This is a genomic window from Pseudomonas sp. HR96, assembly GCF_034059295.1.
Taxonomy (GTDB): Bacteria; Pseudomonadota; Gammaproteobacteria; order Pseudomonadales; family Pseudomonadaceae; genus Aquipseudomonas.
This window is the reverse complement of sequence record NZ_CP139141.1, coordinates 4,481,200-4,504,982: the sequence shown is the minus strand read 5'-3', so window position 1 is coordinate 4,504,982 and position 23,783 is coordinate 4,481,200. Positions and strand designations below refer to the sequence as shown.

Sequence of the window (23,783 nt, the reverse complement as noted above, 5' to 3'; positions counted from 1 at the left end):
CGTGAGTCAATTTTTCCAGATTCACCCCGACAATCCCCAGGCGCGCCTGATCAAGCAGGCAGTGGAGATCATCCGGGGCGGCGGCGTGGTCATCTATCCGACCGACTCGTCCTACGCCATCGGCTGCCAGATCGGCGACAAGGGCGCGATCGAGCGCGTGCGGCGCCTGCGCCAGCTGGACGACAAGCACAACTTCACGCTGATCTGCCGTGATCTGTCGCAACTGGGCCTGTTCGCCAAGGTCGACACCGCCGCGTTTCGCCTGCTCAAGGCGCATACCCCGGGGCCGTACACCTATATCCTCAACGCCACCCGCGAGGTGCCGCGCCTGTTGCTGCACCCCAAGCGCCGCACCATCGGCCTGCGCGTGCCCAGCCATCCCATCGCCCACGCCTTGCTGGAGCAACTGGGCGAGCCGCTGATGAGCGTGAGCCTGATCATGCCCGGTGAATCCGAACCGATGATCGACCCCTACGAGATGCGCCAGCTGCTCGAGCATCAGGTCGACCTGATCATCGACGGCGGCTTTGGCGGGGTGGCCGCTTCCACGGTGATCAACCTGGCCGACGGCGACCCGCAAGTGGTGCGTGTGGGCTGTGGCGACCCAACACCGTTTCTGGTCGAGGCCTGAGTGAGCTCGTCCGAAGAAGGCGCGCTGGCCCAGGCGCCGCTGGCCGAGCCGCATCAACTGCAGTTGGCGCTGGTCTATGGCCAGGCCATGACCCAGCTGCCGGTCGACCTGTACATCCCGCCCGACGCGCTGGAAGTCTTTCTCGAAGCCTTCGAAGGCCCGCTCGACCTGCTGCTGTACCTGATCCGCAAGCAGAACATCGACATCCTCGACATCCCGGTGGCGGAAATCACCCGTCAGTACATGGGCTACGTGGAACTGATGAAGACCGTGCGCCTGGAGCTGGCGGCCGAATACCTGGTGATGGCCGCCATGCTCGCCGAGATCAAGTCGCGCATGCTGCTGCCACGCTCTGCCGAGGCCGAGCAGGAGGAGGACGACCCGCGCGCCGAACTGATCCGACGGCTGCAGGAATACGAGCGGTTCAAGGCTGCCGCCGAGGACATCGACGGCCTCAAGCGGGTCGGCCGCGATATCTATGTGCCCAGGCTCGACGCCCCCCAGGCCAAGGCGCGCAAGCTGTTGCCCGAGGTAACCCTGGCCGAGCTGCTGATGTCGATGGCCGAGGTGCTGCGCCGCGGCGACATGTTCGAGAGCCATCAGGTCAGCCGTGAGGCGCTGTCGACCCGCGAACGCATGAGCCAGGTGTTGGAACGGTTGCGCGGCGCGGGCTTCGTGCCGTTCGTCGAGCTGTTCACGGCCGAGGAGGGCAAGCTCGGCGTGGTGGTGACCTTCATGGCCGTGCTCGAGCTGGTCAAGGAACAGTTGGTCGAACTGGTGCAGAATGAGCCTTTTGCCGCTATCCATGTCCGGGCCCGGATCGAGTAGCGCCCGAGTAGAGTAAAGATAGACAGATGAATCTCACCGAACCCCGTGACCTGGCGCCGCTGCTGGAGGCGTTTCTGCTGGCCTCCGGCAAGGCGCAATCGCTCGAACGCCTGTATGAGCTGTTCGAGGAAGCCGAGCGGCCGGAGCCGGCGGTTTTCAGGAAGGCCCTGGAGCTGCTGCGCAAGTCCTGCGACAACCGTGCCTTCGAGTTCGTCGAAGTGGCCACCGGCTACCGCCTGCAGATTCGCGAGAAGTACGCGCCCTGGGTCGGCCGCCTGTGGGAGGAGCGCCCGCAGCGCTACTCGCGCGCGCTGCTGGAAACCTTGGCGCTGATTGCCTATCGCCAGCCGATCACCCGTGGCGAAATCGAGGATGTGCGTGGGGTGGCGGTCAACAGCAACATCGTCAAGACCCTGCTCGAACGCGAGTGGGTGCGGGTGGTGGGCTACCGCGACGTGCCCGGCCGGCCGGCGATGTTCGCCACCACCAAGACCTTTCTCGATGACTTCAACCTGAAGAACCTCGACGATCTGCCGCCTTTGGCCGAGCTGCGCGAACTCGAACCCGAGCCGATCCTGCAGCTGCCCGACGTTGACGACCCGCCGGTTCCTGCGCATCTGCAGGCGCTGGCCGACGCCAGCGCGGAACTGGACGAAGAGCAGGCGCCGCGCGAGCAGACCAACTTCCGCACCTTGCTGGTCGAACTGGACTCCATGGAACAGGGTCTGAAGACCGACTTCGACGATTTGTTGATCGACGCCCCGGCGCCGTTCGATGAACGCGAAGACGACGATCTGCACCTCGAGCAACCTTTTGCCGAGGACGACGAGAGGCGCGACTAAGCTTATGAGCTCCAGCAAGAACCCCTGTACCGGCTTGTGCAAATTCCCCGACGAGGTCTGCATCGGCTGCGGGCGCACGCGCCGCGAGGCCAAGGGCTGGAAGAAGATGGACAAGGACGAGCGCAGCGAGGTCGTTACCGAGGCCAAGGCGCGGCTCAAGGCCATGAAGGGCGGCGCTCGTCGTAAAAAGAAATAAAGCGGCCAGGTGCGGGTGCGCGGCGCGCGGCATCAGCGTATGATTCGCGACCCCGCGGCAGCCCCTCGCGCTGCCCGTCCATTTTGCAAACCGCTATCAAATCCACCGGGAGGTGCTTGGCATGAGTACGAAAGATCAATCCGAGAGTCAGGAAATCGGTCCAGCCGGCGAAAAGCTGCAGAAGGTGCTGGCGCGCATCGGCGTGGGCTCGCGCCGCGACGTCGAAGCCTGGATCGCCCAGGGCCGGATCAAGGTCAACGGCGTTGAGGCCAGCCTCGGCCAGCGCGTCGACCTGCACGATGCCATCACCGTCGACGGCAAGGTGATCAAACGCGAAGAGGCCGCCGAAACCGTACGCCGCGTGATCATCTACAACAAGCCCGACGGCGAGATCTGCACCCGTGACGACCCGGAAGGCCGCCCGACCGTGTTCGACCGCCTGCCACGCCCGAAAGAAGGCCGCTGGATCAACATCGGCCGCCTGGATATCAACACCACCGGCTTGCTGATGTTCACCACCGACGGTGAATTGGCCAACCGCCTGATGCACCCATCGTTCGAGATGGACCGCGAATACGCCGTGCGCGTGCGAGGCGAAGTCGACGACGACATGCTGCTGCGCCTGAAGAACGGCGTGATCCTCGAGGACGGCCCGGCGCGCTTTACCGACATCCAGCAGGCACCGGGCGGCGAAGGCTTCAACCACTGGTACCACTGCGTGGTGATGGAAGGTCGCAACCGTGAAGTGCGCCGCCTGTGGGAATCCCAGGGCCTGGTGGTCAGCCGCCTCAAACGCGTGCGTTTCGGCCCGGTGTTCCTCAATTCCGACCTGCCGATGGGCCGCTGGCGCGAACTGACCCAGGGCGAAGTCGATATCCTGGCCGGCGAAGTCAACCTGACCCCGGTGGCCATGCCGAGCATGACCGCCAAGACCAAGGACAAGATGGAGCGCCTGCAGCGCAAGTCGTCGCGCCCGTTGGGCCGTGGCGAGCGCGTGGTGCGTACCCTGCGCCCAGCCCACGACGAGGCCGCCGGTGGCGAGCGTCCTTCGCGTGCGCCCTCTGCACCGCGCACCCCGCGCGCGCCGTTGGAACAGCAGCAGGACGGCAGCCGGCGCCCGCCGCGCAAGGATGACGCCCGTGGCCAGGCGCCGCGCAAGCCGGCCGACCGCAAGGACTCGCGCGGTACCCCGGTGGCCGATCGTCCGGTCGACAGCAAGCGCCCGGCCAAACCGGCCGCCAAGCGCCCAGGCATCCGTCTGGTGGATGACGCGCCTTCGGCCAAGCGCCGCGGCCCCGCAGCCGGCACCGGCCAGCGCCCAGGTTTCGGCAAGCGCAAGCCCAAGCCGGAATAAGGAGGGCACGTGCTGGAAATCTCCAACAGCGTGCAACTGCCCGACAGCGAAATCGAACTGAGCGCCATCCGCGCTCAGGGGGCCGGCGGGCAGAACGTCAATAAGGTTTCCAGCGCAGTGCACCTGCGCTTCGACATCCAGGCCTCATCGCTGCCGCCGTTCTACAAGGAGCGGCTGATGGCGCTGCGCGACAGCCGCATCACCGGCGAAGGCGTGATCGTCATCAAGGCTCAGCAATACCGTACCCAGGAACAGAATCGCGGCGACGCCCTGGAGCGTTTGCGCGAGCTGATCGTGGCGGCGGTCAAAGTGGAAAAGGCCCGGCGCCCGACCAAACCTACCCGCAGCTCCAAGGTCCGCCGCCTGGACGCCAAGAGCCAGCGCGGCTCGATCAAGGCCGGGCGCGGCAGGGTCGATTTCTGAAGCACCGCCTCAAAGCTTCTCCTCGGCATGATGCGGCTGCGTCATCGCCTGCCTGAACAGATAAAAACTCAAGCCCAGCCCGCTCATCGACGCGATCGCGGCGAACAGAAAGATCGACGAGAAACCGAAGCCTGAGGCGATGGCCCCGGCCAGCGGTCCGGTTATGCCCAGCGACATGTCGACGAACAGCGAGTAGGCGCCTACTGCGGCCCCGCGGCTGGACGCTGGCACCAGCTTCATCGCCTCGACCCCCAGCGCCGGGAACACAAGTGAGAAGCCGAACCCGCTGAGGCCGGCGCCGATCAGCGCCACCTCCGGGCTGGGCGCGAGCCACAGCACCAGCAAGCCGATGCTTTCGACGCTCAGGCAGCCGATGGCCACTGGAAAGCCGCCGATGCGGTTGATGAAGCTGGCGAATAGCAGCCGCGCCAGAATGAAGCTGCAGCCGAACAGAGTCAGGCACAGCGCCGCGTTGGGCCAGGTGTGCGAGCCGTAGTAGAGCGTGATGAAGGTGGCGATGGTGCCGAAACCGATGCCGCCCAGCGCCAGGCCCATGCCGTGCGGGAACACCTTGCCCAGCACGTGAATGAACGGCAGGCGCACGCCCGGCACGATCGGCGCCGCTTCCTTGTGCCACGCCAGGCGCACGCCGATGGCCGACAGCAGGATCACCGCCACACCCATGCTCCACAGCCCCAGGGCATGCACCAGCACCACCCCCAGCGGTGCGCCGATCGCCAGCGCGCCGTAGTTGGCGATGCCGTTCCAGGAAATCACCTTGGCGGTGTTCGCCGCCCCGACCCGGCCGATGCCCCAGCCGATGGCGCCGGCGCCGACCAGGCTTTCGGCGAAGCCGAGCACGATGCGCCCGACGAACAGGCTGGCCAGGCTGAACATCGGCCAGGCTTGGGTCCAGGCCGACAACAGCATGAATACGCCGCTGGCGCCGCAGCCGAACAGGCCATAGATGACCGCCTTCTTGCTGCCGCTGTTGTCGATGATCTTGCTCGAGGTGGGGCGGCTGACCAGCGTGGCGAAATACTGCACGCTGATCACCAGGCCGGCGATCACCGCGCCAAACCCCAGGTCGGTGTGCACGTAGCCTGGCAGCACCGCCAGGGGGATGCCGATGTTCAGGTAGCCGATAAAGGTGAACACAACGATTGAAACGACTTGCAGCGTGACCGCCATGGGGCGCTGGTTGGGCATGTGGCAATCCAGAGGTTTGCAAAAAGAGAGAGTCTAGACGCCCGAGCGGGCTGTCGAGGACACAGCATAGAGCGCTGTCGCAGGTGATTTGTTCAGCGTCGCTTGATCACCAGGTTATTGCGGCTTGTCGCTGACCAGTCGGGTCGCCACCAGGGCCGCCAAGGCGTTCTCGCGAGTACCGAAGCGTTGCAGCAGTGCCGCCTGGCGTTCCACCGGCAGGCGGTCCCAGATCTGGATCATCTGTTGCGCGGTTTCTACCAGTCGCAAGGCCTGCGCTTCGTCGAGGGAGTCGGTAGGAGAGTCGTTCATCATGAAGTTCCTGCACCTGAGCAGTGGAAACCGGGACCCTCGGTGGGCCGCTGCAGTTTCCACGTTGTCGAGGGTTTAGCGTGCCCGATCCTTGCGATCGGCGTGACGCGTCTGCGGTTTATCACTGCGTTTGGCATCGGTCGGTGCGTGACCGGCCGTTTGGGCAGCGGGCGTAGGTTCAGGTTGGTACAGGCTTGGGAACGGGAAGTTGGGGATCTCGTGCATCGTCGTCACTCCTCTCAAGTTCACAACTGCGGGCTGAAGGGATGTTGCCGGGGGCAGAGGATACCCCAAGTGGTGTGACATTTTGGATTAAACGTCGGTTATGTGGCCTGGGTGGTGCGTACCCCGTACCCGGCTGCGCCTACCGACAAACCCCGGCAATGGCCGCCGCCAGTTCGTCCAGCCGCGAGGCGTCGATGCCGGCGACGTTGGCGCGGCCGTTGCTCACCATGTACACGCTGTAGCGTTCGCGCAACTGCTGCACTTCGCTCGGCGTCAGGCCGGTGTAGGAGAACATCCCCCGTTGCTCGGCGATGTAGCCGAAGCGGTGGTCCAGGCCGTAGCGCTCCAGCGCCTCGACCAGGCCGCGACGCAGCTGGGCGATGCGCGAGCGCATGGTCTGCACTTCGTCGGCCCACAGGCTTTTCAGTTCGGGGGTACCAAGGATCTGTGCAACCACGGCGGCGCCGTGGTCCGGCGGTGTCGACCACAGGTTGCGCGCCAGTGACGCCAGTTGGCTGCGCACATCCAGCAGTTTGGACTCAGTGCTGGCGCAGACGATCAAGGCGCCGGTGCGCTCGCGGTACAGGCCGAAGTTCTTCGAGCACGAACTGGTCACCAGCATTTCCGGCAGCTGATCGGCGAACAGGCGCACGGCCCAGGCATCTTCTTCCAGGCCATCGCCGAAACCCTGGTAGGCGAAGTCGATCAACGGCAACAGCTCGCGCCGCTTGACCACGTCCAGCACTCGCCGCCAGTCGGCGTGGCTCAAGTCGAAACCGGTGGGGTTGTGGCAGCAGGCATGCAGCAGAATCACGTCGCCCTGGGGGATCTGCTCCAGGCAGGCCAGCATGGCCTCGACGTTCAGGCGGTTGTCGGCGCCGACGTAGGGGTAGTGGTGCACCTCAAGGCCAACCCCGGCATAGATGCTTTCGTGAATGGGCCAGGTCGGGTCGCTCAGCCAGATGCCGCGGCCCGGCAGGCAGTGGCGAAGGAACTCGCCGCTCAGGCGCAAGGCGCCGGTGCCCCCGGGCGTTTGGGTGGCGCCGGCGCGGGACGCGGCCAGCAGCGGCGAGTCGTCGCCCAGCACCATGCGCGTCAGCAGCTGGCCATAGGCGACATCGCCGTGGCCGTTGACATAGGTCTTGCTCAACTGCTGCTCCAGCAGTTGCTGCTCGGCCCGCTTGACGGCGGCCAGCACCGGGGTCAGGCCCTGGGCATCCTTGTACACGCCGACACCCAGGTCGAACTTGCGTGGATTGCCGTCCCTGGCGTAGGCGTCCATCAACCCCAGGATAGGGTCGCCCGGCACCCGGGTAATCTGGTTGAAATGTGTCACTTGCGGCCCTCGGCGGTGTCGGCGACCTGATCGGTGCGCGCCGCCATGATGAAATCGTTGCGGTGCAGGCCCTTGATCGAATGGCTCCACCAGGTGACGGTGACCTGGCCCCATTCGGTCAGCAGGGCAGGGTGATGGCCCTCGGCTTCGGCGATCTGTCCCACTGCGTTGGTAAAGGCCAGCGCCTGGCGGAAGTTCTTGAAGCGGTAGACCTTCTCCAACTGCATGATGGCGCTGCGCACTTCGATATTCCAGTCCGGAATCTGCGCGAGCAGCCCCGGCAGTTCGGCTTCGTCGACTTGCGGGGCATCGGCCGAACAGGCTTCGCAGCGGGCTTGGGACAGGGCGTTCATGAATGGGCTTCCTTGGTTGCCTGGGCGACAGGGCTTGATGAAGGGGGTGGCGACAACGGGGCGTGCAGGCCCAGCTGCATGGCGCGCTCGACCAGGGCCATGATGTCCTGGCCCGCCAGCTCGAACAGGCTTTGCAGATTCGGCAGGCAAAAATACAGCGGCTGCAGGGTGTCGATACGATAAGGGGTGCGCATGCATTCGACGGGGTCGAATGGGCGATGTTCAGGGGCTTGAGACAGGCTGTAAAGCGTCTCGCGCGGCGATGACAGGATACCGCCGCCGTAGATGCGCCGGCCGTGGGGCGTGTCGACCAGGCCGAACTCCACGGTCATCCAGTACAGCCGCGCCAGAAAAACCCGTTGCGGCTTGCTCGCCGCCAGGCCCAGTTTGCCGTAGGTGTGGGTGAATTCGGCGAACCACGGATTGGTCAGCATCGGGCAGTGGCCAAACAGCTCGTGGAAGATGTCCGGCTCTTGCAGGTAGTCGAGCTCCTGCGGGGTGCGGATGAAGGTGGCCACGGGAAACTGCCGGTTCGCCAGCAGTTCGAAGAAACGCTGGAAGGGGATCAGTGCCGGCACCCGCGCCACCTGCCAACCGGTGGCCTGCTGCAGAACCCGATTGATATCGGCCAATTGGGGGATCTGTGCCTGAGCCAGGCCCAATTGCTCGATGCCTTGCAGGTATTCATCGCAGGCACGCCCTTCGAGCAGCTGGAGCTGGCGGCGGATGAGGTTGCGCCAGGTGTCGTGTTCGACCGGCGAATACTCGATGAAACCCTTGGCATCGGGTTCTCGAGCGACATACTGAGTCATGGGGCTCTCCGTTATTGTTGTTTTGGCCGTTACCTAAGTAATAGCTCAAAAGATGGAGAGTTGTGGACTGGTTACATGCTGAAACGCCTCTGTAGGACCGAGCTTGCTCGGGAACCGGTTCAATCCGCTCCTCAAGCGAGCTCGGTCCTGCAGGGAATCGATTCAATCGATTCTCTGGAGTGGATTTGATCAGCCGTTGGAGCAGCCATTGCCCATCACTTGATACGCCAGTACATGCCGCTGGCCCGCCGAGTCTTCGTAGGTCATGCGCATCGGCACCACTTCGCACTTGTAGGGCACATCGCTGGTCGAGATGACCTTGGCGATATCCAGGTGCATACCGTAGTTATAGTTTTCAACAGGCGGTTGTTGTGCAACTTCAGTGTTGTTGCCATCGGCCAGGGCCAAGGTACAGAAACTGCTGAGCGCCAAAACAACTAAAGCTGTCATTTTACTTTGCCTTCTTGAGGTCGAAAGGGGGCACGCAGCCCTTGTGAGGCCGCGAGTGGAACGAGAAGTTGAAACATTTAAAAGTGCGATCAACGTGCCTTCGTGGGGGCCTGTCAACGGGTTGATCGTATTGCCTTGCTGGCGATGGGGATTCTAGGCGGTGCGCCCGGGGCTAAACAGCGACGCTTTTGATAAACAGTTTTATCCGATTTGGCAACAATACGTGCCAGGCCTCGCCCGCAGGCCGGCGATGTTCATCGAAACGGGGCTGACAAGGCCGGGCCAGAGGGGTATGGTCGATGTTAATACCATCGTCGAATGGTCAAGTTGCCTGGCAGCCCTTACAACAGGACCCTTGCCAGCTGGCCTACAAAAACAACATTCCACCGAGGTAAGAAAGATGAGTGCGGCTTCTTTGTATCCAGTACGACCCGAGGTGGCGGCCACCACGCTGACCGACGAGGCCACCTACAAGGCCATGTACCAGCAGTCCGTCATCAACCCCGATGGTTTCTGGCGCGAACAGGCCCGGCGTCTCGATTGGATCAAACCCTTCGATGCGGTCAAGCAGACCTCCTTCGATGATCACCACGTCGATATCAAGTGGTTTGCCGACGGCACCCTCAATGTTTCCTACAACTGCCTGGACCGCCACCTCGCCGAGCGCGGCGACCAGGTGGCGATCATCTGGGAAGGCGACGACCCGGCCGACCATCGCACCATCACCTACCGGGAACTGCACGCCGAAGTCTGCAAGTTCGCCAATGCTCTGCGCGGGCAGGACGTGCACCGCGGCGATGTGGTGACGCTCTATATGCCGATGATCCCCGAGGCGGTCGTGGCCATGCTCGCCTGCACGCGCATCGGCGCCATCCACTCGGTGGTGTTCGGCGGCTTCTCGCCGGAGGCGCTGGCAGGGCGCATCATCGACTGCAAGTCCAAGATCGTGATCACTGCCGACGAAGGGGTGCGTGGCGGCAAGCGCACGCCGCTCAAGGCCAACGTCGACCTGGCGCTGACCAACCCGGAAACCGCCAGCGTGCAGAAGATCATCGTGTGCCGGCGCACCGGCGGCGACATCGCCTGGCACCCGCATCGCGACATCTGGTACGAAGACCTGATGAAAGTCGCCTCCACTCACTGCGCACCCAAGGAGATGGGCGCCGAAGAGCCGCTGTTCATCCTCTACACCTCGGGGTCCACCGGCAAACCCAAGGGGGTGCTGCATACCACCGGGGGCTACCTGGTGTACGCCGCCCTGACCCACGAGCGGGTGTTCGACTACAAGCCCGGCGACATCTACTGGTGCACAGCCGACGTCGGTTGGGTCACCGGCCACAGCTACATTGTCTACGGCCCGCTGGCCAACGGCGCCACCACTTTGCTGTTCGAGGGCGTGCCGAACTACCCCGACATCACCCGTGTGTCGAAAATCATCGACAAGCACAAGGTCAACATCCTCTACACCGCACCCACCGCCATCCGCGCCATGATGGCCGAGGGCAAGGCCGCCGTGGCGGGCGCCGACGGTTCGAGCCTGCGCCTGCTCGGTTCGGTGGGCGAGCCGATCAACCCGGAAGCCTGGAACTGGTATTACAACACCGTCGGCCAGCAGCGCTGCCCGATCGTCGATACCTGGTGGCAGACCGAGACGGGTGGCATCCTCATCAGCCCGCTGCCGGGCGCCATCGGCCTCAAGCCAGGCTCGGCGACCAAGCCGTTCTTCGGCGTGGTACCGGCGCTGGTGGACAACCTGGGCAACATAATCGAAGGCGCAGCCGAGGGTAACCTGGTCATCCTCGATTCCTGGCCAGGCCAGTCGCGCAGCCTCTATGGCGACCACGACCGCTTCGTCGACACCTATTTCAAGACCTTCCGCGGCATGTACTTCACCGGGGACGGCGCGCGCCGCGACGAAGACGGCTACTACTGGATCACCGGCCGGGTCGATGACGTGCTCAACGTCTCGGGGCACCGTATGGGCACCGCGGAGATCGAGAGCGCCATGGTCGCCCACCCTAAAGTCGCCGAGGCAGCGGTGGTCGGCGTGCCCCATGACCTCAAAGGGCAGGGCATCTATGTCTACGTGACCTTGAACGGAGGCGAAGAGCCCAGCGAAGCGCTGCGCCTGGAGCTCAAGAACTGGGTGCGCAAGGAGATCGGCCCGATCGCTTCGCCGGACGTCATCCAGTGGGCCCCGGGCCTGCCCAAGACCCGCTCGGGCAAGATCATGCGGCGCATCCTGCGCAAGATCGCCACCGGTGAGTACGATGCCCTGGGCGATATCTCGACCCTGGCAGACCCCGGTGTGGTGCAGCATCTGGTAGAGACGCATCGGCAGATGAAGGTGGCCTGATCTGCCGTCCAACCCGATATTCATCGGTGTTACCGCAACGCCCCTTCCTGGGGCGTTACGACACAAAATGTTGCACACTTCCTGTTTCTCCAACCCTCGCAACACACTTCACTTGCCGTCCTGCAAGGCTTTGCCAATAATGGGCGCGTATTTTGCTTGATAGATCGGTTCACTGCTGTTTGCGCTACACACCCTGCGATGACTGTCAACACCCTCTATCTGCTTCCTTGATGCTTCTGTAACTACTTGTCGCATTGAAGAAATATCGAGTTCCCCCCTGTCGCTAGAATGCCGGTCACCCGCTGACTGGTCGGCGCCTTTGTTCCCTTTCGCGAATGGGTTACCCCTGATGAAAAAACTCGCCCTGCTTGGCGCCCTGGCACTGTCGGTGCTGTCCTTTTCTGCCTTCGCCGATGAAAAACCGCTGAAGATCGGCATCGAAGCTGCTTACCCCCCGTTCGCCTCGAAGGCGCCGGACGGCAGCATCGTCGGCTTCGACTACGACATCGGCAACGCCCTGTGCGCCGAGATGAAAGTCAAGTGCGTGTGGGTTGAGCAAGAGTTCGACGGCCTGATCCCGGCCCTCAAGGTGCGCAAGATCGACGCCATCCTCTCGTCCATGTCGATCACCGACGAGCGCAAGCAATCGGTCGACTTCACCAACAAGTACTACAACACTCCGGCACGCCTGGTGATGAAGAGCGGCACCGAGATCAGCCCTGGCCTGACCGAAATCAAGGGCAAGAAGATTGGCGTGCAACGTGGCTCGATCCACGAACGCTTCGCCACCGAAGTGCTCAAGCCGCTGGGGGCCGAAGTGGTGCCTTACGGTTCACAGAACGAAATCTACCTGGACGTTGCCGCCGGTCGTCTGGATGGCACCCTGGCTGATGCCACCCTGCTGCAGGACGGCTTCCTTAACACCGACGCTGGCAAGGGCTATGCTTTTGCCGGCCCTGCCTTCACCGACGTCAAATACTTCGGTGACGGCGTAGGCATCGCCGTACGCAAAGGTGACAAGGCCAACCTCGACAAGATCAACGCCGCCATCGCCGCGATCCGTGCCAACGGCACGTACAAGTCGATCCAGGACAAGTACTTCAAGTTCGATATCTACGGTCAGTAACCGCTGCCGTCCCGCAATGGCGCCGCCGCAGTGACCCTGGGGTTGGCGCCATTGCTCTTTTTTCACGGTCGAGGATCCTCTCATGTTGCAAGGCTACTCAGCCGTCATCCTCGATGGCGTATGGCTGACTCTGCAATTGGCCCTGTGCTCGATGGCACTGGCCGTTGTGCTCGGCCTGATCGGCGTGGCCCTGCGCCTGTCGCCGGTAAGCTGGCTGGCCCGGCTGGGCGACCTGTACAGCACGGTGATCCGCGGGATCCCCGACCTGGTGCTGATCCTGCTGATCTTCTATGGCGGTCAGGACCTGCTCAACCGCGTCGCGCCGCTGCTGGGGCATGACGACTACATCGACCTCGATCCACTGCTGTCCGGGATCTTCACCCTGGGCTTCATCTTCGGCGCCTACCTGTCCGAGACCTTCCGCGGTGCGTTCATGGCCATCCCCAAGGGCCAGGCCGAGGCCGGCATGGCCTATGGGATGAGCAACCTGCAGATCTTCTTTCGGGTGCTGGTGCCGCAGATGATCCGCCTGGCGATTCCCGGTTTCACCAACAACTGGCTGGTGCTGACCAAGGCCACCGCGCTGATATCCGTGGTGGGCCTGCAGGACATGATGTTCAAGGCCAAACAGGCGGCCGATGCCACCCGCCAACCCTTCACCTTCTACCTGGCCGTGGCGGCCCTGTACCTGATCATCACCAGCATCTCGCTGCTGATCCTGCGGGTCGTGGAAAAACGCTACTCGGCAGGCGTCAAGGCGGCTGACCTATGATCTTCAACTACATGGTGGTCTGGCAGAGCCTGCCGCTGTACCTGGGCGGGGTGCTCACCACGCTCAAGCTGCTGCTGATATCGCTGGCCTTCGGCCTGCTCGCGGCCTTGCCGCTGGCGCTGATGCGGGTGTCGAAACAGCCGGTGGTCAACGCTGTGGCCTGGCTCTACACCTACGTCATCCGCGGCACCCCGATGCTGGTGCAGCTGTTTCTGATCTACTACGGCCTGGCCCAGTTCGAAGCGGTGCGCCAGAGTATCTTCTGGACTTGGCTGTCGAGTGCGACCTTCTGCGCCTGCCTGGCCTTTGCCATCAACACCAGCGCCTACACCGCCGAAATCATCGCCGGCAGCCTCAAGGCCACGCCGGCCGGCGAGATCGAGGCGGCCAAGGCCATGGGCATGTCGCGAGCGAAGATGTACCGGCGTATCCTGCTGCCCTCGGCGTTGCGCCGGGCGCTGCCGCAGTACAGCAACGAGGTGATCATGATGCTGCAGACCACCAGCCTGGCCAGTATCGTGACCCTGCTCGATATCACCGGGGCGGCGCGGACGGTCAACGCCACGTTCTACCTGCCGTTCGAGGCCTACATTACTGCCGGTGTGTTCTACCTGTGCCTGACCTTTATCCTGGTACGCCTGTTCAAGCTGGCCGAGCGCCGCTGGCTGGGCTACCTGGCACCACGCAAGGGCTGACCGCATGCAACGTACCGATATATCCCTGCCGTGGAGCACCCTCGGCACCGAACGTCTGCTGAGCGTCTTTCGTTTCGGCAGTGGCCAGCGCAAGGCCTATATCCAGGCCAGCCTGCATGCCGACGAGCTGCCGGGCATGCGCACCGCCTGGGAGCTGAAAAAACGGCTGAGCCAGCTGGAGGCGTCCGGCGCCCTCAAGGGCGTGGTCGAGCTGGTGCCGGTGGCCAATCCGATCGGCCTTGGCCAGTTGCTGCAAGGCGCTCACCAGGGCCGCTTCGAGTTCGGCAGCGGCAAGAACTTCAACCGTGACTTCTTCGAATTGAGCGAGCCGGTGGCCGAGTTGCTCGAAGGCAAGCTTGGCGAAGACGGTCACGCCAATGTGCTGCTGATCCGTCAGGCGATGCTCGATGCCCTGGCCGCCTTGCCGCCGGCCAGCAGTCAACTGCAGGGGCTGCAGCGGCTGCTGCTCAGTCATGCCTGCACAGCTGATGTGGTGCTTGACCTGCACTGCGACGCCGATGCCGCGCTGCACATGTATGCCTTGCCGCAACAGTGGCCGCAATGGCGCTCGCTGGCCGGGCATCTGGGGGTCAAGGTCGGCCTGCTGGCCGAGGATTCTGGCGGCAGCTCGTTCGACGAGGCCTGCTCGTTGCCCTGGCTGCGCCTGGCACGCCTGTTCCCGCAGGCGCAGATTCCCCTGGCCTGCCTGGCGACCACCGTCGAGCTCGGTGGCCAGGCCGACACCGATCGCGAGCAGGCGGTGGCCCACGCCGAAGGCATTCTGGCGTTCCTCGCCGAGCAGGGCCTGATCGAGGGTGACTGGCCCAAGGCTCAGGATTGCTGCGAGGCCGTGCCGTTCGAGGGCACCGAGCTGCTGTATGCGCCGCATCCGGGTGTAGTGAGTTTCCTGCGCGCCGCCGGCGAATGGGTCGAGGTGGGTGACCCGCTGTTCGAGGTCATCGACCCGCTGTCCGACCAGGTCAGCACCGTGTGCGCCGGCACTGCCGGCGTGCTGTTCGCCATTGAACGACTGCGTTACGCCCAACCCGGCTTCTGGCTGGCGAAGATCGCGGGCAGCCAACCTCTTCGTCGCGGGCGCCTGCTCAGCGATTGATCGAACAAGAGAAAGCACATGAACAAACTTGAAGTTCAGGATCTGCACAAGCGCTACGGCACCCACGAAGTGCTCAAGGGTGTCTCGCTGGCGGCCAAGGCCGGTGACGTGATCAGCATCATCGGTTCCAGCGGCTCGGGCAAGAGTACCTTCCTGCGCTGCATCAACCTGCTGGAGCAGCCGCACGCCGGCAAGATCCTGCTCAACAACGAAGAGCTCAAGCTGGTCGCCAGCCGTGAAGGCGGCTTGCGCGCCGCCGACCCCAAGCAATTGCAGCGCCTGCGCTCGCGGCTGTCCATGGTGTTCCAGCACTTCAACCTGTGGGCGCACATGACCGCGCTGGAAAACATCATCGAGGCGCCGGTGCACGTGCTCGGCCTGTCGAAGAAGGAAGCCATCGAAAAGGCCGAGCACTACCTGGCCAAGGTGGGTGTCAGCCATCGCAAGGATGCCTACCCGGGGCATATGTCCGGTGGCGAACAGCAGCGTGTGGCGATCGCCCGCGCCCTGGCCATGGAGCCTGAGGTGATGCTGTTCGACGAGCCGACCTCGGCGCTCGACCCGGAGCTGGTCGGCGACGTGCTCAAGGTGATGCAGTCGCTGGCCCAGGAAGGCCGCACCATGGTGGTGGTGACCCACGAGATGGGCTTCGCCCGCGAGGTGTCCAACCAGTTGATCTTCCTGCACAAGGGGCTGGTGGAAGAGCGCGGCGAGCCGCGCGCGGTGCTGGCCAACCCGCAGTCCGAGCGTCTGCAGCAGTTCCTTTCGGGCAGCTTGAAATAAGCCCTCACAGAGTCCGGATGCCTTCATGAGCACGCAACGAATCGGTTTTCTGGTCTGGCCCGGCACCAAGGCCCTGACCCTGGCGCTGGCCGAGGAAGCCCTGCGCGTCGCGCAGAAAGTGCATCCCGAGGTGACCTACGAGCTGCAGTTTTTCCAGGCCGAGGCGCCGGACGCTCAGGTGGCCGGGGGCTGGCAGTTGCCTGGCCTGCCTTGGCAGGGCCAGCTCGACGGCTGCCAGAAGCTGTTCCTGCTGGCTGACGAGCCGCCCGCCAGCGTGGCGGCGGCGCTGGGCAGCGCCATCAAGCACGCGGTGCGCGGTGGCAGTGCCATTGGCGGGCTGTCGGCGGGGGTCTATCCGCTGGCATTGCTGGGTCTGCTCGACGGCTATCGAGCTGCCGTCCACTGGCGTTGGCAGGACGATTTCGCCGAACGCTTTCCCAAGGTCATCGCCACCAGCCATCTGTTCGACTGGGATCGCGACCGCATGACCGCCTGTGGCGGGCTGTCGGTGCTTGACCTGCTGCTGGCGGTGCTGGCCCGTGACCACGGGGCTGAACTGGCCGGGGCGGTGTCCGAGGAGCTGGTGGTGGAGCGCATTCGCGAGGGCGGCGAACGCCAGCGCATCCCGCTGCAGAACCGCCTCGGTTCCAGCCATCCGAAGCTGACCCAGGCGGTACTGCTGATGGAGGCCAACATCGAGGAGCCGCTGACCACCGACGAGATCGCCCAGCACGTCTGCGTGTCGCGTCGCCAGCTGGAGCGGATCTTCAAGCAGTACCTCAACCGCGTACCCAGCCAGTATTACCTCGAACTGCGCCTGAACAAGGCCCGGCAGATGCTCATGCAGACCAGCAAGTCGATCATCCAGATCGGCCTGTCCTGCGGCTTCTCCTCGGGCCCGCACTTCTCCAGCGCCTACCGCAATTTCTTCGGTGCCACCCCGCGCGAAGACCGCAACCAGCGCCGCAGCAGCAGCCCGTTCGAGTTGTCGTCGGTGCCGGCGGAGCGCGGGTGACCTGAGGTCCAAAGCTCGCGGGCTTTGCCCGCTCCCATAGGGTCCGCCGCATGGCTTGCCGACGGGGGAGGGGGCAAAGCCCCCGAGAGGCCGCAGGCCGGTTTTACGCTAGCGCTTGATCGATAGCTCGCAGCCTACGCTTCCCCTCGCCAAGGGTTTAAACTGCGCCTTTGTGACGCTATATGTCGCATCTCCGACAACCCCGGCAAGGCGCGGTTTGGCGCTATAAGAAGTTGTCGCTTGGCGGCAATGCCGCAGGTCATGCAGCCCCTACAATCCCCCCATCGTCGGCCAAACCAGGCCACGTTCCTCTTCAGGAGACTCCGATGTCCGTTGAGCATGCTCAGGTGCAACGCGCCGATTTCGACCAGGTAATTGTCCCCACCTATGCCCCCGCCGCGTTCATTCCGGTGCGTGGCGCGGGGTCGCGCGTCTGGGATCAGGCCGGCCGTGAGCTCATCGACTTCTCCGGCGGCATCGCCGTCAACGTGCTCGGTCATGCCCACCCGGTACTGGTCAAGGCGCTGACCGAGCAGGCCAACAAGCTCTGGCACGTCTCCAACGTGTTCACCAACGAGCCTACCCTGCGCCTGGCGCACAAGCTGGTCGACGCCACCTTCGCCGAGCGCGCGTTCTTCTGCAACTCCGGGGCCGAGGCCAACGAGGCCGCATTCAAGCTGGCCCGTCGCGTCGCGTTCGATAACTTCGCCAGCGAAAAGTACGAAATCATCGCCGCGGTCAACAGCTTCCACGGTCGCACCCTGTTCACCGTCAGTGTCGGCGGCCAGCCGAAATACTCGGACGGTTTCGGCCCGAAGATCACCGGCATCAGCCATGTGCCGTACAACGATCTCGAAGCCCTCAAGGCTGCGGTCTCGGACAAGACCTGCGCGGTGGTGCTCGAGCCGGTGCAGGGCGAGGGTGGCGTATTGCCGGCCGACCTGGCCTACCTGCAGGGCGCCCGCGAACTGTGCACCCAGCACAACGCGCTGCTGATCTTTGACGAAGTGCAGAGCGGCATGGGCCGCAGCGGCGAGCTGTTCGCCTACATGCACTACGGCGTCACGCCTGACATCCTCACCAGCGCCAAGAGCCTGGGCGGCGGCTTCCCGATCGGCGCCATGCTGACCACCGAGAAGCTCGCCAAGCACTTCCAGCCGGGTACCCACGGCACCACCTACGGCGGCAACCCGCTGGCTTGCGCGGTCGCCGAAGCGGTGATCGACACCATCCACACCGAAGAAATGCGTGCCGGGGTCAAGGCCCGCCATGAACGCTTCAAGACTCGCCTGCAGCAGATCGGCGAGAAGTACGGCGTCTTCAGTGAAGTGCGCGGCCTCGGCCTGTTGCTCGGCTGTGTGCTGACCGACGCCTGGAAGGGCAAGGCCAAGGACTTCTTCAATGCCGCCGGCGAACACAACCTGATGATTCTTCAGGCCGGCCCCGACGTGGTGCGTTTCGCTCCAAGCCTGGTGGTCGAGAATGTCGACATCGACGAAGGTCTGGACCGTTTCGAGCGTGCCGTGGCGTCCCTGACCCAGGCCTGATCGCTGGCGGCTGCAGCGACGGGCGCATGGGCGCCCGTCTTTTTCAGGAGCGGTTTCAAGCTCCGTTTTTTTATGGATTCAAAGGAGTGACACCATGCTGGTGATGCGCCCTGCGCAAATGGCTGACCTGGATGAGGTCCAGCGTCTGGCTGCCGACAGCCCGATTGGTGTCACCTCGCTGCCGGACGACGCCGACCGCCTGCGCGACAAGATCGCCGCGTCCATGGACTCCTTTGCCGCCGAGGTCAGTTTCAACGGCGAAGAGAGTTATTTTTTCGTGCTCGAAGACCCGCAAAGCAATCGCCTGGTCGGCTGCTCGGCGATCGTCGCCTCGGCCGGCTACTCCGAGCCGTTCTACAGTTTTCGCAACGAGACCTTCGTGCACGCCTCGCGCGAGCTGAAGATCCACAACAAGATCCACGTGCTTTCGCAGTGCCATGACCTGACCGGCAACAGCCTGCTCACCAGCTTCTATGTGGTGCCAGAGCTGGTCGGCAGCCCCTGGTCAGAGCTCAACTCCCGCGGCCGCCTGCTGTTCGTCGCCAACCACCCGGAGCGCTTCGCCGATTCGGTGGTCACCGAGATCGTCGGCTACAGCGACGAACAGGGCGATTCGCCGTTCTGGGACGCCATCGGGCGCAACTTCTTCGATATCAACTACGCCGCCGCCGAGCGTCTGTGCGGGCTCAAGAGCCGCACCTTTCTCGCCGAGCTGATGCCGCACTACCCGATCTACGTGCCGCTGCTGCCCGACGCCGCCCAGGAAGCCATGGGCCAGGTGCATCCGCGCGCGCAGATCACCTTCGACATCCTCATGCGCGAGGGCTTCGAGACCGATCACTATATCGACATCTTCGACGGCGGCCCGACCCTGCACGCGCGGGTTTCGAGCATCCGCTCGATCGCCCAGAGTCGCGTGGTGCCAGTGCGCCTGGAGGCCGGTGGCGGCTCCGGCGACGAGCGCAGCAACGGCTCGGGCCGGCAGTACCTGGTGGCCAACGGGCAGTTGCAGGATTACCGCGCGGTGCTGCTGGAGCTCGACTGGGTGCCCGGCAAGCCGGTGCTCCTGAGCCTGGCCGCTGCCGAAGCGCTGGGTGTGGGCGAGGGCGCCAGTGTGCGCCTGGTCGCCGTTTGAGGCGCGTTGGTTTGTACCCAGCAGGCCCCCGGCCGGTTTCTGCGAATGGCGCTCAGGTGCGCGGTTCGCTCGAGGAGAAAGCATGATCGTTCGACCCGTACGCAGCAGCGACCTTTCAGCGCTGATCGATCTGGCCCGCAGCACCGGTGCCGGCCTGACCACCTTGCCGGCCAACGAGGAGCGCCTGGCGCACCGGGTCGGCTGGGCCGAGAAGACCTTTCGCGGCGAAGCCGGGCGCGGTGACGCCGACTACCTGTTCGTGCTGGAGAACGACGCCGGCCAGGTGGTCGGCATCAGCGCCATCGCCGGTGCGGTCGGTCTGCGCGAGCCCTGGTACAACTATCGGGTCGGGCTCACGGTCAGCGCCTCCCAGGAGCTGGACATCTACCGCGAGATTCCGACGCTGTTTCTGGCCAACGACCTGACCGGCAACTCCGAGCTGTGCTCGCTGTTTCTGCGTGACGACCATCGCAACGGCCTCAACGGCCGCCTGTTGGCCAAGGCGCGGCTGCTGTTCATCGCCGAATTCCCGCAGTTGTTCGGCAACAAGATCATCGCCGAGATGCGCGGCATCTCCGACGAGCAGGGCCGTTCGCCGTTCTGGGAGAGCCTGGGCCGGCACTTCTTCAAGATGGAGTTCAGCCAGGCCGACTACCTGACCGGGGTCGGCAACAAGGCGTTCATCGCCGAGCTGATGCCCAAGTTTCCGCTGTACTCGTGCTTTCTTTCCGAAGCGGCGCGGGCGGTCATCGGCCAGGTGCACACCGACACCGAGCCGGCCTTGAGCATGCTCAAAAGCGAAGGCTTCAGCTATCAGGGCTACGTCGACATCTTCGACGCGGGCCCGGCGGTGGAGTGCGAGACCGGCAAGATCCGCGCGGTGGCCGAAAGCCAGACGCTGGTGCTGGCCATCGGCACGCCAGGCGACGATGCCACGCCTTTTCTCATCCACAACCGCAAGCGCGAGGAGTGCCGCGTCACCGCTGCCCCGGCGCGGCTGGCCGCCGGTACCCTGGTGGTCGACCCGCTCACCGCCAAGCGCCTGCGCCTGAACGTCGGTGATCAAGTGCGCGCGGTGCCAATGTCGCCGCACGCTGCGCGGGAGGTCAAATAATGAACGGTCTGTACATCGATGGCACTTGGCTGGCTGGCCAGGGCGAAGCCTTGCAGTCGCTGAACCCGGTCTCCCAGGCCGTGGTCTGGCAGGGCCAGGGCGCCAGCGCCGCGCAGGTCGAACAGGCCGTGCAGGCGGCCCGTCAGGCGTTCCCGGGCTGGGCTTCGCGTTCGCTGGAGCAGCGCATCGCGGTGCTCGAAGCCTTCGCCGCCAACCTCAAGCAGCGCGCCGACGAACTGGCGCGCTGCATTGGCGAGGAAACCGGCAAGCCGCTGTGGGAAGCCGCCACCGAAGTCACCAGCATGGTCAACAAGGTTGCCATCTCGCTGCAGAGCTACCGCGAGCGCACGGGTGAGAAGAGCGGCCCGCTGGCCGAGGCTACCGCAGTGTTGCGACACAAGCCGCATGGCGTGGTGGCCGTATTCGGTCCGTACAATTTTCCGGGGCACCTGCCCAATGGGCATATCGTGCCGGCCTTGCTGGCAGGCAATTGCGTGCTGTTCAAACCCAGTGAACTGACGCCGAAAGTCGCCGAGCTGACCGTACAATGCTGGATGGCAGCCGGCCTCCCGGCCGGCGTACTCAACCTGCTGCAGGGCGCGCGCGAGACCGGCATGGCGCTGGCCGCCAATCCGGGTGTCGACGGTCTGTTCTTCACCGGATCGAGCCGCACCGGCAACCTGCTGCACCAGCAGTTCGGCGGTCGCCCGGACAAGATCCTGGCGCTGGAAATGGGCGGCAACAACCCGTTGATCGTCGAAGAAGTCGCCGACCTCGACGCGGCGGTGTACACCATCATCCAGTCGGCGTTCATTTCTGCCGGGCAGCGCTGCACCTGTGCGCGCCGCCTGCTGGTGCCCGAAGGGGCCTGGGGCGATCGCCTGTTGGAGCGTTTGGTCGCCGTGTCGGCCACCTTGGTGGTCGGCGCGTTCGACCAGCAGCCGCCACCCTTCATGGGTTCGGTGATCTCCCTGCACGCGGCCCAGGCGCTGCTGGACGCCCAGGCCCAGTTGCTGAGCGCCGGCGCGGTGGCCTTGCTGGCGATGACCCAGCCACAAGCGGGCGCGGCCTTGCTCACGGCCGGGATTCTCGACGTCACCGGTGTGGCTGAGCGGCCCGACGAAGAACTGTTCGGCCCGCTGCTGCAAGTGCTGCGCTACAGCGATTTCGCCGGCGCCATCGCCGAAGCCAACGCCACCCAGTACGGCCTGGCGGCCGGGCTGCTGTCCGATTCCGAGGCGCGTTACCGCGAGTTCTGGCTGCACAGCCGCGCCGGCATCGTCAACTGGAACAAGCAGCTGACCGGCGCCGCCAGCAGTGCGCCGTTCGGCGGCGTCGGCGCCTCGGGCAACCACCGCGCCAGTGCCTATTACGCGGCGGACTACTGCGCCTACCCGGTGGCTTCGCTGGAAGTGGCCCAGGTGGCCCTGCCAGCCAGCCTCAGCCCTGGCGTGACCCTGTGATTGCCCGACCTACAAGAACGACGGAGCCTGGCCGATGAAAGCCTATGAAGTGAATTTTGATGGTCTGGTTGGGCCGACCCACAACTACGGTGGCCTGTCCTACGGCAACGTCGCCTCGCAGAATAACAGCCAGCAGGGTTCCAACCCGCGCGAGGCGGCCCTGCAAGGCCTGGCCAAGATGAAGGCGCTGATGGAGCTGGGCTTCGTCCAGGGCGTGCTTGCCCCGCAGGAACGCCCGGATGTGCAGGCCCTGCGCAGCCTGGGCTTCAGTGGCACGGACGATCAGGTCATCTACCGCGCCGCCCAGGAGGCCATGCCATTGCTGGTGGCCAGTTGCTCGGCCTCGAGCATGTGGGTGGCCAACGCCGCCACGGTCAGCCCCAGCGCCGACACGGCCGATGGCCGCGTGCATTTCACCGCCGCCAACCTCAACTGCAAATTTCACCGCAGCATCGAACACCCCACCACCAGTCGAGTGCTGGCGGCCATGTTCGCCGATGCGCAACACTTCGCCCACCACGCTGCCTTGCCGGCGGTGGCGCAGTTCGGCGATGAAGGGGCGGCCAACCACACGCGTTTCTGCCGCGGCTACGGCGAGGCCGGGGTGGAGTTTTTCGTCTACGGTCGCAGCGCCTTCGACAACCGTTATCCGGCGCCGCAGAAATACCCGGCCCGGCAGACCCTCGAAGCCTCCCAGGCGGTTGCCCGGCTGCACGGCCTGAGCGCCGAGGGTGTGGTGTTCGCCCAGCAGAACCCGGCAGTGATCGACCAGGGGGTGTTCCACAACGACGTGATCGCCGTGGGCAATGGTGAAGTGTTGTTCCACCATGAAGACGCCTTCCTGGCCACCGATGCGCTGCTCGAAGAGCTGCGCCGCAAGCTGGCCGCCCGCGGTGGCCAGTTCCAGGCCATCTGCGTGCCCCGCGCGCAGGTTTCGGTAGAGGATGCGGTGCGCTCCTACCTGTTCAACAGCCAGTTGCTCAGCCGTGCCGACGGCTCGATGCTGCTGATCGTGCCGGAAGAATGCCGCGCCAACCCGCGGGTCTGGCAATACCTGCAAGGCCTCACCGCCCAGGGCGGGGCGGTGCGCGAAGTGAAGGTGTTCGACCTCAAGCAGAGCATGCAGAACGGCGGCGGCCCTGCCTGCCTGCGCCTGCGCGTGGCGCTCAACGAGCGGGAGCTGGCGGCGGTCAACCCCGGCGTGATCCTCACCCCGGCGCTGTATGACGAACTGACCGAGTGGGTCGACCAGCATTACCGTGACCGTCTGGTGGAAAGCGACCTGGCCGACCCGCAATTGCTCGACGAATGCCGAGCGGCCTTGGACGAGCTGACACAAATCCTTAAACTGGGCTCGGTTTACCCCTTCCAACTGTAATTTTGCCTAGAGAACACGATCATGTCCGACACCTTGCAGCTGATACTCGAAGACACCGATGGCACTCAGCTGGAAACCTCCTGCACCCGCGTGGCGGTGATGTGGCAAGGCAAGGAGCTGTGGATTCAGCACGATGGGCGTGGGCAATTGCTGATCGGCGTGGACGTCGAGGAAGGTGACGCCGAATACGCCAACCTGCTGCTGCGCCCGCTGGCCACCAACCTGGTCAGCCTGCAGCTGGAAATGGAACCGGCCGAAGCCGGCGACGACGAGGACGGTCACGTCCACGGTCCCGACTGCAACCACTAAGCCCCAAG

The 23,783-nt window shown here is 64.5% G+C and carries 25 protein-coding genes; 19 read left to right on the top strand and 6 right to left on the bottom strand.

All coding sequences use genetic code 11. The features are described 5' to 3' along the window. The first annotated feature begins 1 nt into the window (after window position 1). The 6 genes from SFA35_RS20155 to arfB all read left to right on the top strand — a co-directional run bounded on the left by SFA35_RS20155 (window position 2) and on the right by arfB (window position 4,274). Window positions 2-631 carry an L-threonylcarbamoyladenylate synthase gene (locus SFA35_RS20155; RefSeq protein ID WP_320572277.1) on the top strand — a complete coding sequence of 210 codons (630 nt, stop codon included), beginning with the start codon at window positions 2-4 and terminating at the stop codon, window positions 629-631. A 129-nt stretch (window positions 632-760) separates the two neighbouring features. Then, the gene (locus SFA35_RS20150) at window positions 761-1,459 is read left to right on the top strand and encodes a ScpA family protein (RefSeq protein WP_320579142.1); all 699 of its coding nucleotides are present in this window, start codon (window positions 761-763) and stop codon (window positions 1,457-1,459) included. 26 nt (window positions 1,460-1,485) lie between these two features. Beyond that, window positions 1,486-2,301, top strand: a complete 816-nt coding sequence (gene scpB, locus SFA35_RS20145) for an SMC-Scp complex subunit ScpB (protein WP_320572276.1) — start codon at window positions 1,486-1,488, stop codon at window positions 2,299-2,301. A gap of 4 nt (window positions 2,302-2,305) precedes the next feature. Further along, window positions 2,306-2,497 (top strand): DUF1289 domain-containing protein, encoded by a 192-nt coding sequence (locus SFA35_RS20140; protein ID WP_320572275.1) that lies wholly within the window; start codon window positions 2,306-2,308, stop codon window positions 2,495-2,497. A 121-nt stretch (window positions 2,498-2,618) separates the two neighbouring features. Then, entirely contained in the window at window positions 2,619-3,851 is a 1,233-nt protein-coding gene (gene rluB / locus SFA35_RS20135) for a 23S rRNA pseudouridine(2605) synthase RluB (protein ID WP_320572274.1), read from the top strand. Window positions 3,852-3,860: 9 nt separating this feature from the next. Beyond that, on the top strand, window positions 3,861-4,274 hold the full coding sequence (gene arfB / locus SFA35_RS20130) for an alternative ribosome rescue aminoacyl-tRNA hydrolase ArfB (protein ID WP_320572273.1): 414 nt from the start codon (window positions 3,861-3,863) through the stop codon (window positions 4,272-4,274). Between the two features lie 9 nt (window positions 4,275-4,283). On the opposite strand, the gene SFA35_RS20125 is transcribed toward arfB, so the two are convergent. From SFA35_RS20125 to SFA35_RS20100, 6 genes are all read right to left on the bottom strand, one after another. Beyond that, a complete protein-coding gene (locus SFA35_RS20125) occupies window positions 4,284-5,483 on the bottom strand; it encodes an MFS transporter (RefSeq protein WP_320572272.1) in 1,200 nt (399 codons plus the stop codon). Window positions 5,484-5,597: 114 nt separating this feature from the next. Next, entirely contained in the window at window positions 5,598-5,792 is a 195-nt protein-coding gene (locus tag SFA35_RS20120; protein ID WP_320572271.1) for a hypothetical protein, read from the bottom strand. 364 nt (window positions 5,793-6,156) lie between these two features. Further along, a complete protein-coding gene (locus SFA35_RS20115; RefSeq protein WP_320579139.1) occupies window positions 6,157-7,299 on the bottom strand; it encodes an amino acid aminotransferase in 1,143 nt (380 codons plus the stop codon). A 50-nt stretch (window positions 7,300-7,349) separates the two neighbouring features. Further along, window positions 7,350-7,706 (bottom strand): 4a-hydroxytetrahydrobiopterin dehydratase, encoded by a 357-nt coding sequence (locus tag SFA35_RS20110; RefSeq protein ID WP_320572270.1) that lies wholly within the window; start codon window positions 7,704-7,706, stop codon window positions 7,350-7,352. Then, a complete protein-coding gene (gene phhA, locus SFA35_RS20105; RefSeq protein ID WP_320572269.1) occupies window positions 7,703-8,518 on the bottom strand; it encodes a phenylalanine 4-monooxygenase in 816 nt (271 codons plus the stop codon). The genes SFA35_RS20110 and phhA overlap by 4 nt, the downstream gene beginning before the upstream one ends. Window positions 8,519-8,707: 189 nt before the next feature. Then, window positions 8,708-8,968 (bottom strand): DUF2790 domain-containing protein, encoded by a 261-nt coding sequence (locus SFA35_RS20100; RefSeq protein WP_320572268.1) that lies wholly within the window; start codon window positions 8,966-8,968, stop codon window positions 8,708-8,710. A 400-nt stretch (window positions 8,969-9,368) separates the two neighbouring features. On the opposite strand from SFA35_RS20100, the gene acs reads away from it, so the two are divergent. The 13 genes from acs to SFA35_RS20035 all read left to right on the top strand — a co-directional run bounded on the left by acs (window position 9,369) and on the right by SFA35_RS20035 (window position 23,775). After that, window positions 9,369-11,324: an acetate--CoA ligase gene (gene acs / locus SFA35_RS20095; protein ID WP_320572267.1), complete on the top strand. Its 1,956-nt coding sequence runs from the start codon at window positions 9,369-9,371 to the stop codon at window positions 11,322-11,324. 349 nt (window positions 11,325-11,673) lie between these two features. After that, window positions 11,674-12,450 carry an ABC transporter substrate-binding protein gene (locus SFA35_RS20090; protein WP_320572266.1) on the top strand — a complete coding sequence of 259 codons (777 nt, stop codon included), beginning with the start codon at window positions 11,674-11,676 and terminating at the stop codon, window positions 12,448-12,450. An 82-nt stretch (window positions 12,451-12,532) separates the two neighbouring features. After that, window positions 12,533-13,222 carry an ABC transporter permease gene (locus SFA35_RS20085; protein ID WP_320572265.1) on the top strand — a complete coding sequence of 230 codons (690 nt, stop codon included), beginning with the start codon at window positions 12,533-12,535 and terminating at the stop codon, window positions 13,220-13,222. After that, window positions 13,219-13,917, top strand: coding sequence for an ABC transporter permease (locus SFA35_RS20080; protein ID WP_320572264.1), 699 nt, complete (start codon window positions 13,219-13,221; stop codon window positions 13,915-13,917). Before SFA35_RS20085 ends, SFA35_RS20080 begins: the two co-directional genes overlap by 4 nt. Window positions 13,918-13,921: 4 nt before the next feature. Further along, a complete protein-coding gene (locus SFA35_RS20075) occupies window positions 13,922-15,031 on the top strand; it encodes a M14 family metallopeptidase (protein WP_320572263.1) in 1,110 nt (369 codons plus the stop codon). An 18-nt stretch (window positions 15,032-15,049) separates the two neighbouring features. After that, on the top strand, window positions 15,050-15,814 hold the full coding sequence (locus SFA35_RS20070) for an ABC transporter ATP-binding protein (protein ID WP_320572262.1): 765 nt from the start codon (window positions 15,050-15,052) through the stop codon (window positions 15,812-15,814). 25 nt (window positions 15,815-15,839) lie between these two features. Continuing rightward, window positions 15,840-16,829, top strand: a complete 990-nt coding sequence (argR, locus tag SFA35_RS20065) for a transcriptional regulator ArgR (RefSeq protein WP_320572261.1) — start codon at window positions 15,840-15,842, stop codon at window positions 16,827-16,829. Between the two features lie 326 nt (window positions 16,830-17,155). After that, window positions 17,156-18,376: an aspartate aminotransferase family protein gene (locus SFA35_RS20060; RefSeq protein WP_320572260.1), complete on the top strand. Its 1,221-nt coding sequence runs from the start codon at window positions 17,156-17,158 to the stop codon at window positions 18,374-18,376. A 94-nt stretch (window positions 18,377-18,470) separates the two neighbouring features. Next, window positions 18,471-19,511 carry an arginine/ornithine succinyltransferase subunit alpha gene (gene aruF / locus SFA35_RS20055; protein WP_320572259.1) on the top strand — a complete coding sequence of 347 codons (1,041 nt, stop codon included), beginning with the start codon at window positions 18,471-18,473 and terminating at the stop codon, window positions 19,509-19,511. Between the two features lie 82 nt (window positions 19,512-19,593). After that, entirely contained in the window at window positions 19,594-20,625 is a 1,032-nt protein-coding gene (gene astA, locus SFA35_RS20050; RefSeq protein WP_320572258.1) for an arginine N-succinyltransferase, read from the top strand. Next, on the top strand, window positions 20,622-22,088 hold the full coding sequence (astD, locus tag SFA35_RS20045; RefSeq protein ID WP_320579137.1) for a succinylglutamate-semialdehyde dehydrogenase: 1,467 nt from the start codon (window positions 20,622-20,624) through the stop codon (window positions 22,086-22,088). Before astA ends, astD begins: the two co-directional genes overlap by 4 nt. 34 nt (window positions 22,089-22,122) lie before the next feature. Next, window positions 22,123-23,466, top strand: a complete 1,344-nt coding sequence (astB, locus tag SFA35_RS20040) for an N-succinylarginine dihydrolase (RefSeq protein WP_320572257.1) — start codon at window positions 22,123-22,125, stop codon at window positions 23,464-23,466. A 21-nt stretch (window positions 23,467-23,487) separates the two neighbouring features. Next, a complete protein-coding gene (locus SFA35_RS20035; protein WP_320572256.1) occupies window positions 23,488-23,775 on the top strand; it encodes a topoisomerase II in 288 nt (95 codons plus the stop codon). Window positions 23,776-23,783 lie beyond the last annotated feature (8 nt).

Bases quoted from the DNA above. Each gene is read 5' to 3' on its own strand.
- scpB (WP_320572276.1), top strand. From the start codon at position 1,486: ATGAATCTCACCGAACCCCGTGACCTGGCGCCGCTGCTGGAGGCGTTT.
- SFA35_RS20140 (WP_320572275.1), top strand. From the start codon at position 2,306: ATGAGCTCCAGCAAGAACCCCTGTACCGGCTTGTGCAAATTCCCCGAC.
- rluB (WP_320572274.1), top strand. From the start codon at position 2,619: ATGAGTACGAAAGATCAATCCGAGAGTCAGGAAATCGGTCCAGCCGGC.
- SFA35_RS20125 (WP_320572272.1), bottom strand. From the start codon at position 5,483: ATGCCCAACCAGCGCCCCATGGCGGTCACGCTGCAAGTCGTTTCAATC.
- SFA35_RS20120 (WP_320572271.1), bottom strand. From the start codon at position 5,792: ATGAACGACTCTCCTACCGACTCCCTCGACGAAGCGCAGGCCTTGCGA.
- SFA35_RS20115 (WP_320579139.1), bottom strand. From the start codon at position 7,299: ATGGACGCCTACGCCAGGGACGGCAATCCACGCAAGTTCGACCTGGGT.
- SFA35_RS20110 (WP_320572270.1), bottom strand. From the start codon at position 7,706: ATGAACGCCCTGTCCCAAGCCCGCTGCGAAGCCTGTTCGGCCGATGCC.
- phhA (WP_320572269.1), bottom strand. From the start codon at position 8,518: ATGACTCAGTATGTCGCTCGAGAACCCGATGCCAAGGGTTTCATCGAG.
- SFA35_RS20100 (WP_320572268.1), bottom strand. From the start codon at position 8,968: ATGACAGCTTTAGTTGTTTTGGCGCTCAGCAGTTTCTGTACCTTGGCC.
- acs (WP_320572267.1), top strand. From the start codon at position 9,369: ATGAGTGCGGCTTCTTTGTATCCAGTACGACCCGAGGTGGCGGCCACC.
- SFA35_RS20090 (WP_320572266.1), top strand. From the start codon at position 11,674: ATGAAAAAACTCGCCCTGCTTGGCGCCCTGGCACTGTCGGTGCTGTCC.
- SFA35_RS20085 (WP_320572265.1), top strand. From the start codon at position 12,533: ATGTTGCAAGGCTACTCAGCCGTCATCCTCGATGGCGTATGGCTGACT.
- SFA35_RS20080 (WP_320572264.1), top strand. From the start codon at position 13,219: ATGATCTTCAACTACATGGTGGTCTGGCAGAGCCTGCCGCTGTACCTG.
- SFA35_RS20075 (WP_320572263.1), top strand. From the start codon at position 13,922: ATGCAACGTACCGATATATCCCTGCCGTGGAGCACCCTCGGCACCGAA.
- SFA35_RS20070 (WP_320572262.1), top strand. From the start codon at position 15,050: ATGAACAAACTTGAAGTTCAGGATCTGCACAAGCGCTACGGCACCCAC.
- argR (WP_320572261.1), top strand. From the start codon at position 15,840: ATGAGCACGCAACGAATCGGTTTTCTGGTCTGGCCCGGCACCAAGGCC.
- SFA35_RS20060 (WP_320572260.1), top strand. From the start codon at position 17,156: ATGTCCGTTGAGCATGCTCAGGTGCAACGCGCCGATTTCGACCAGGTA.
- aruF (WP_320572259.1), top strand. From the start codon at position 18,471: ATGCTGGTGATGCGCCCTGCGCAAATGGCTGACCTGGATGAGGTCCAG.
- astA (WP_320572258.1), top strand. From the start codon at position 19,594: ATGATCGTTCGACCCGTACGCAGCAGCGACCTTTCAGCGCTGATCGAT.
- astB (WP_320572257.1), top strand. From the start codon at position 22,123: ATGAAAGCCTATGAAGTGAATTTTGATGGTCTGGTTGGGCCGACCCAC.
- SFA35_RS20035 (WP_320572256.1), top strand. From the start codon at position 23,488: ATGTCCGACACCTTGCAGCTGATACTCGAAGACACCGATGGCACTCAG.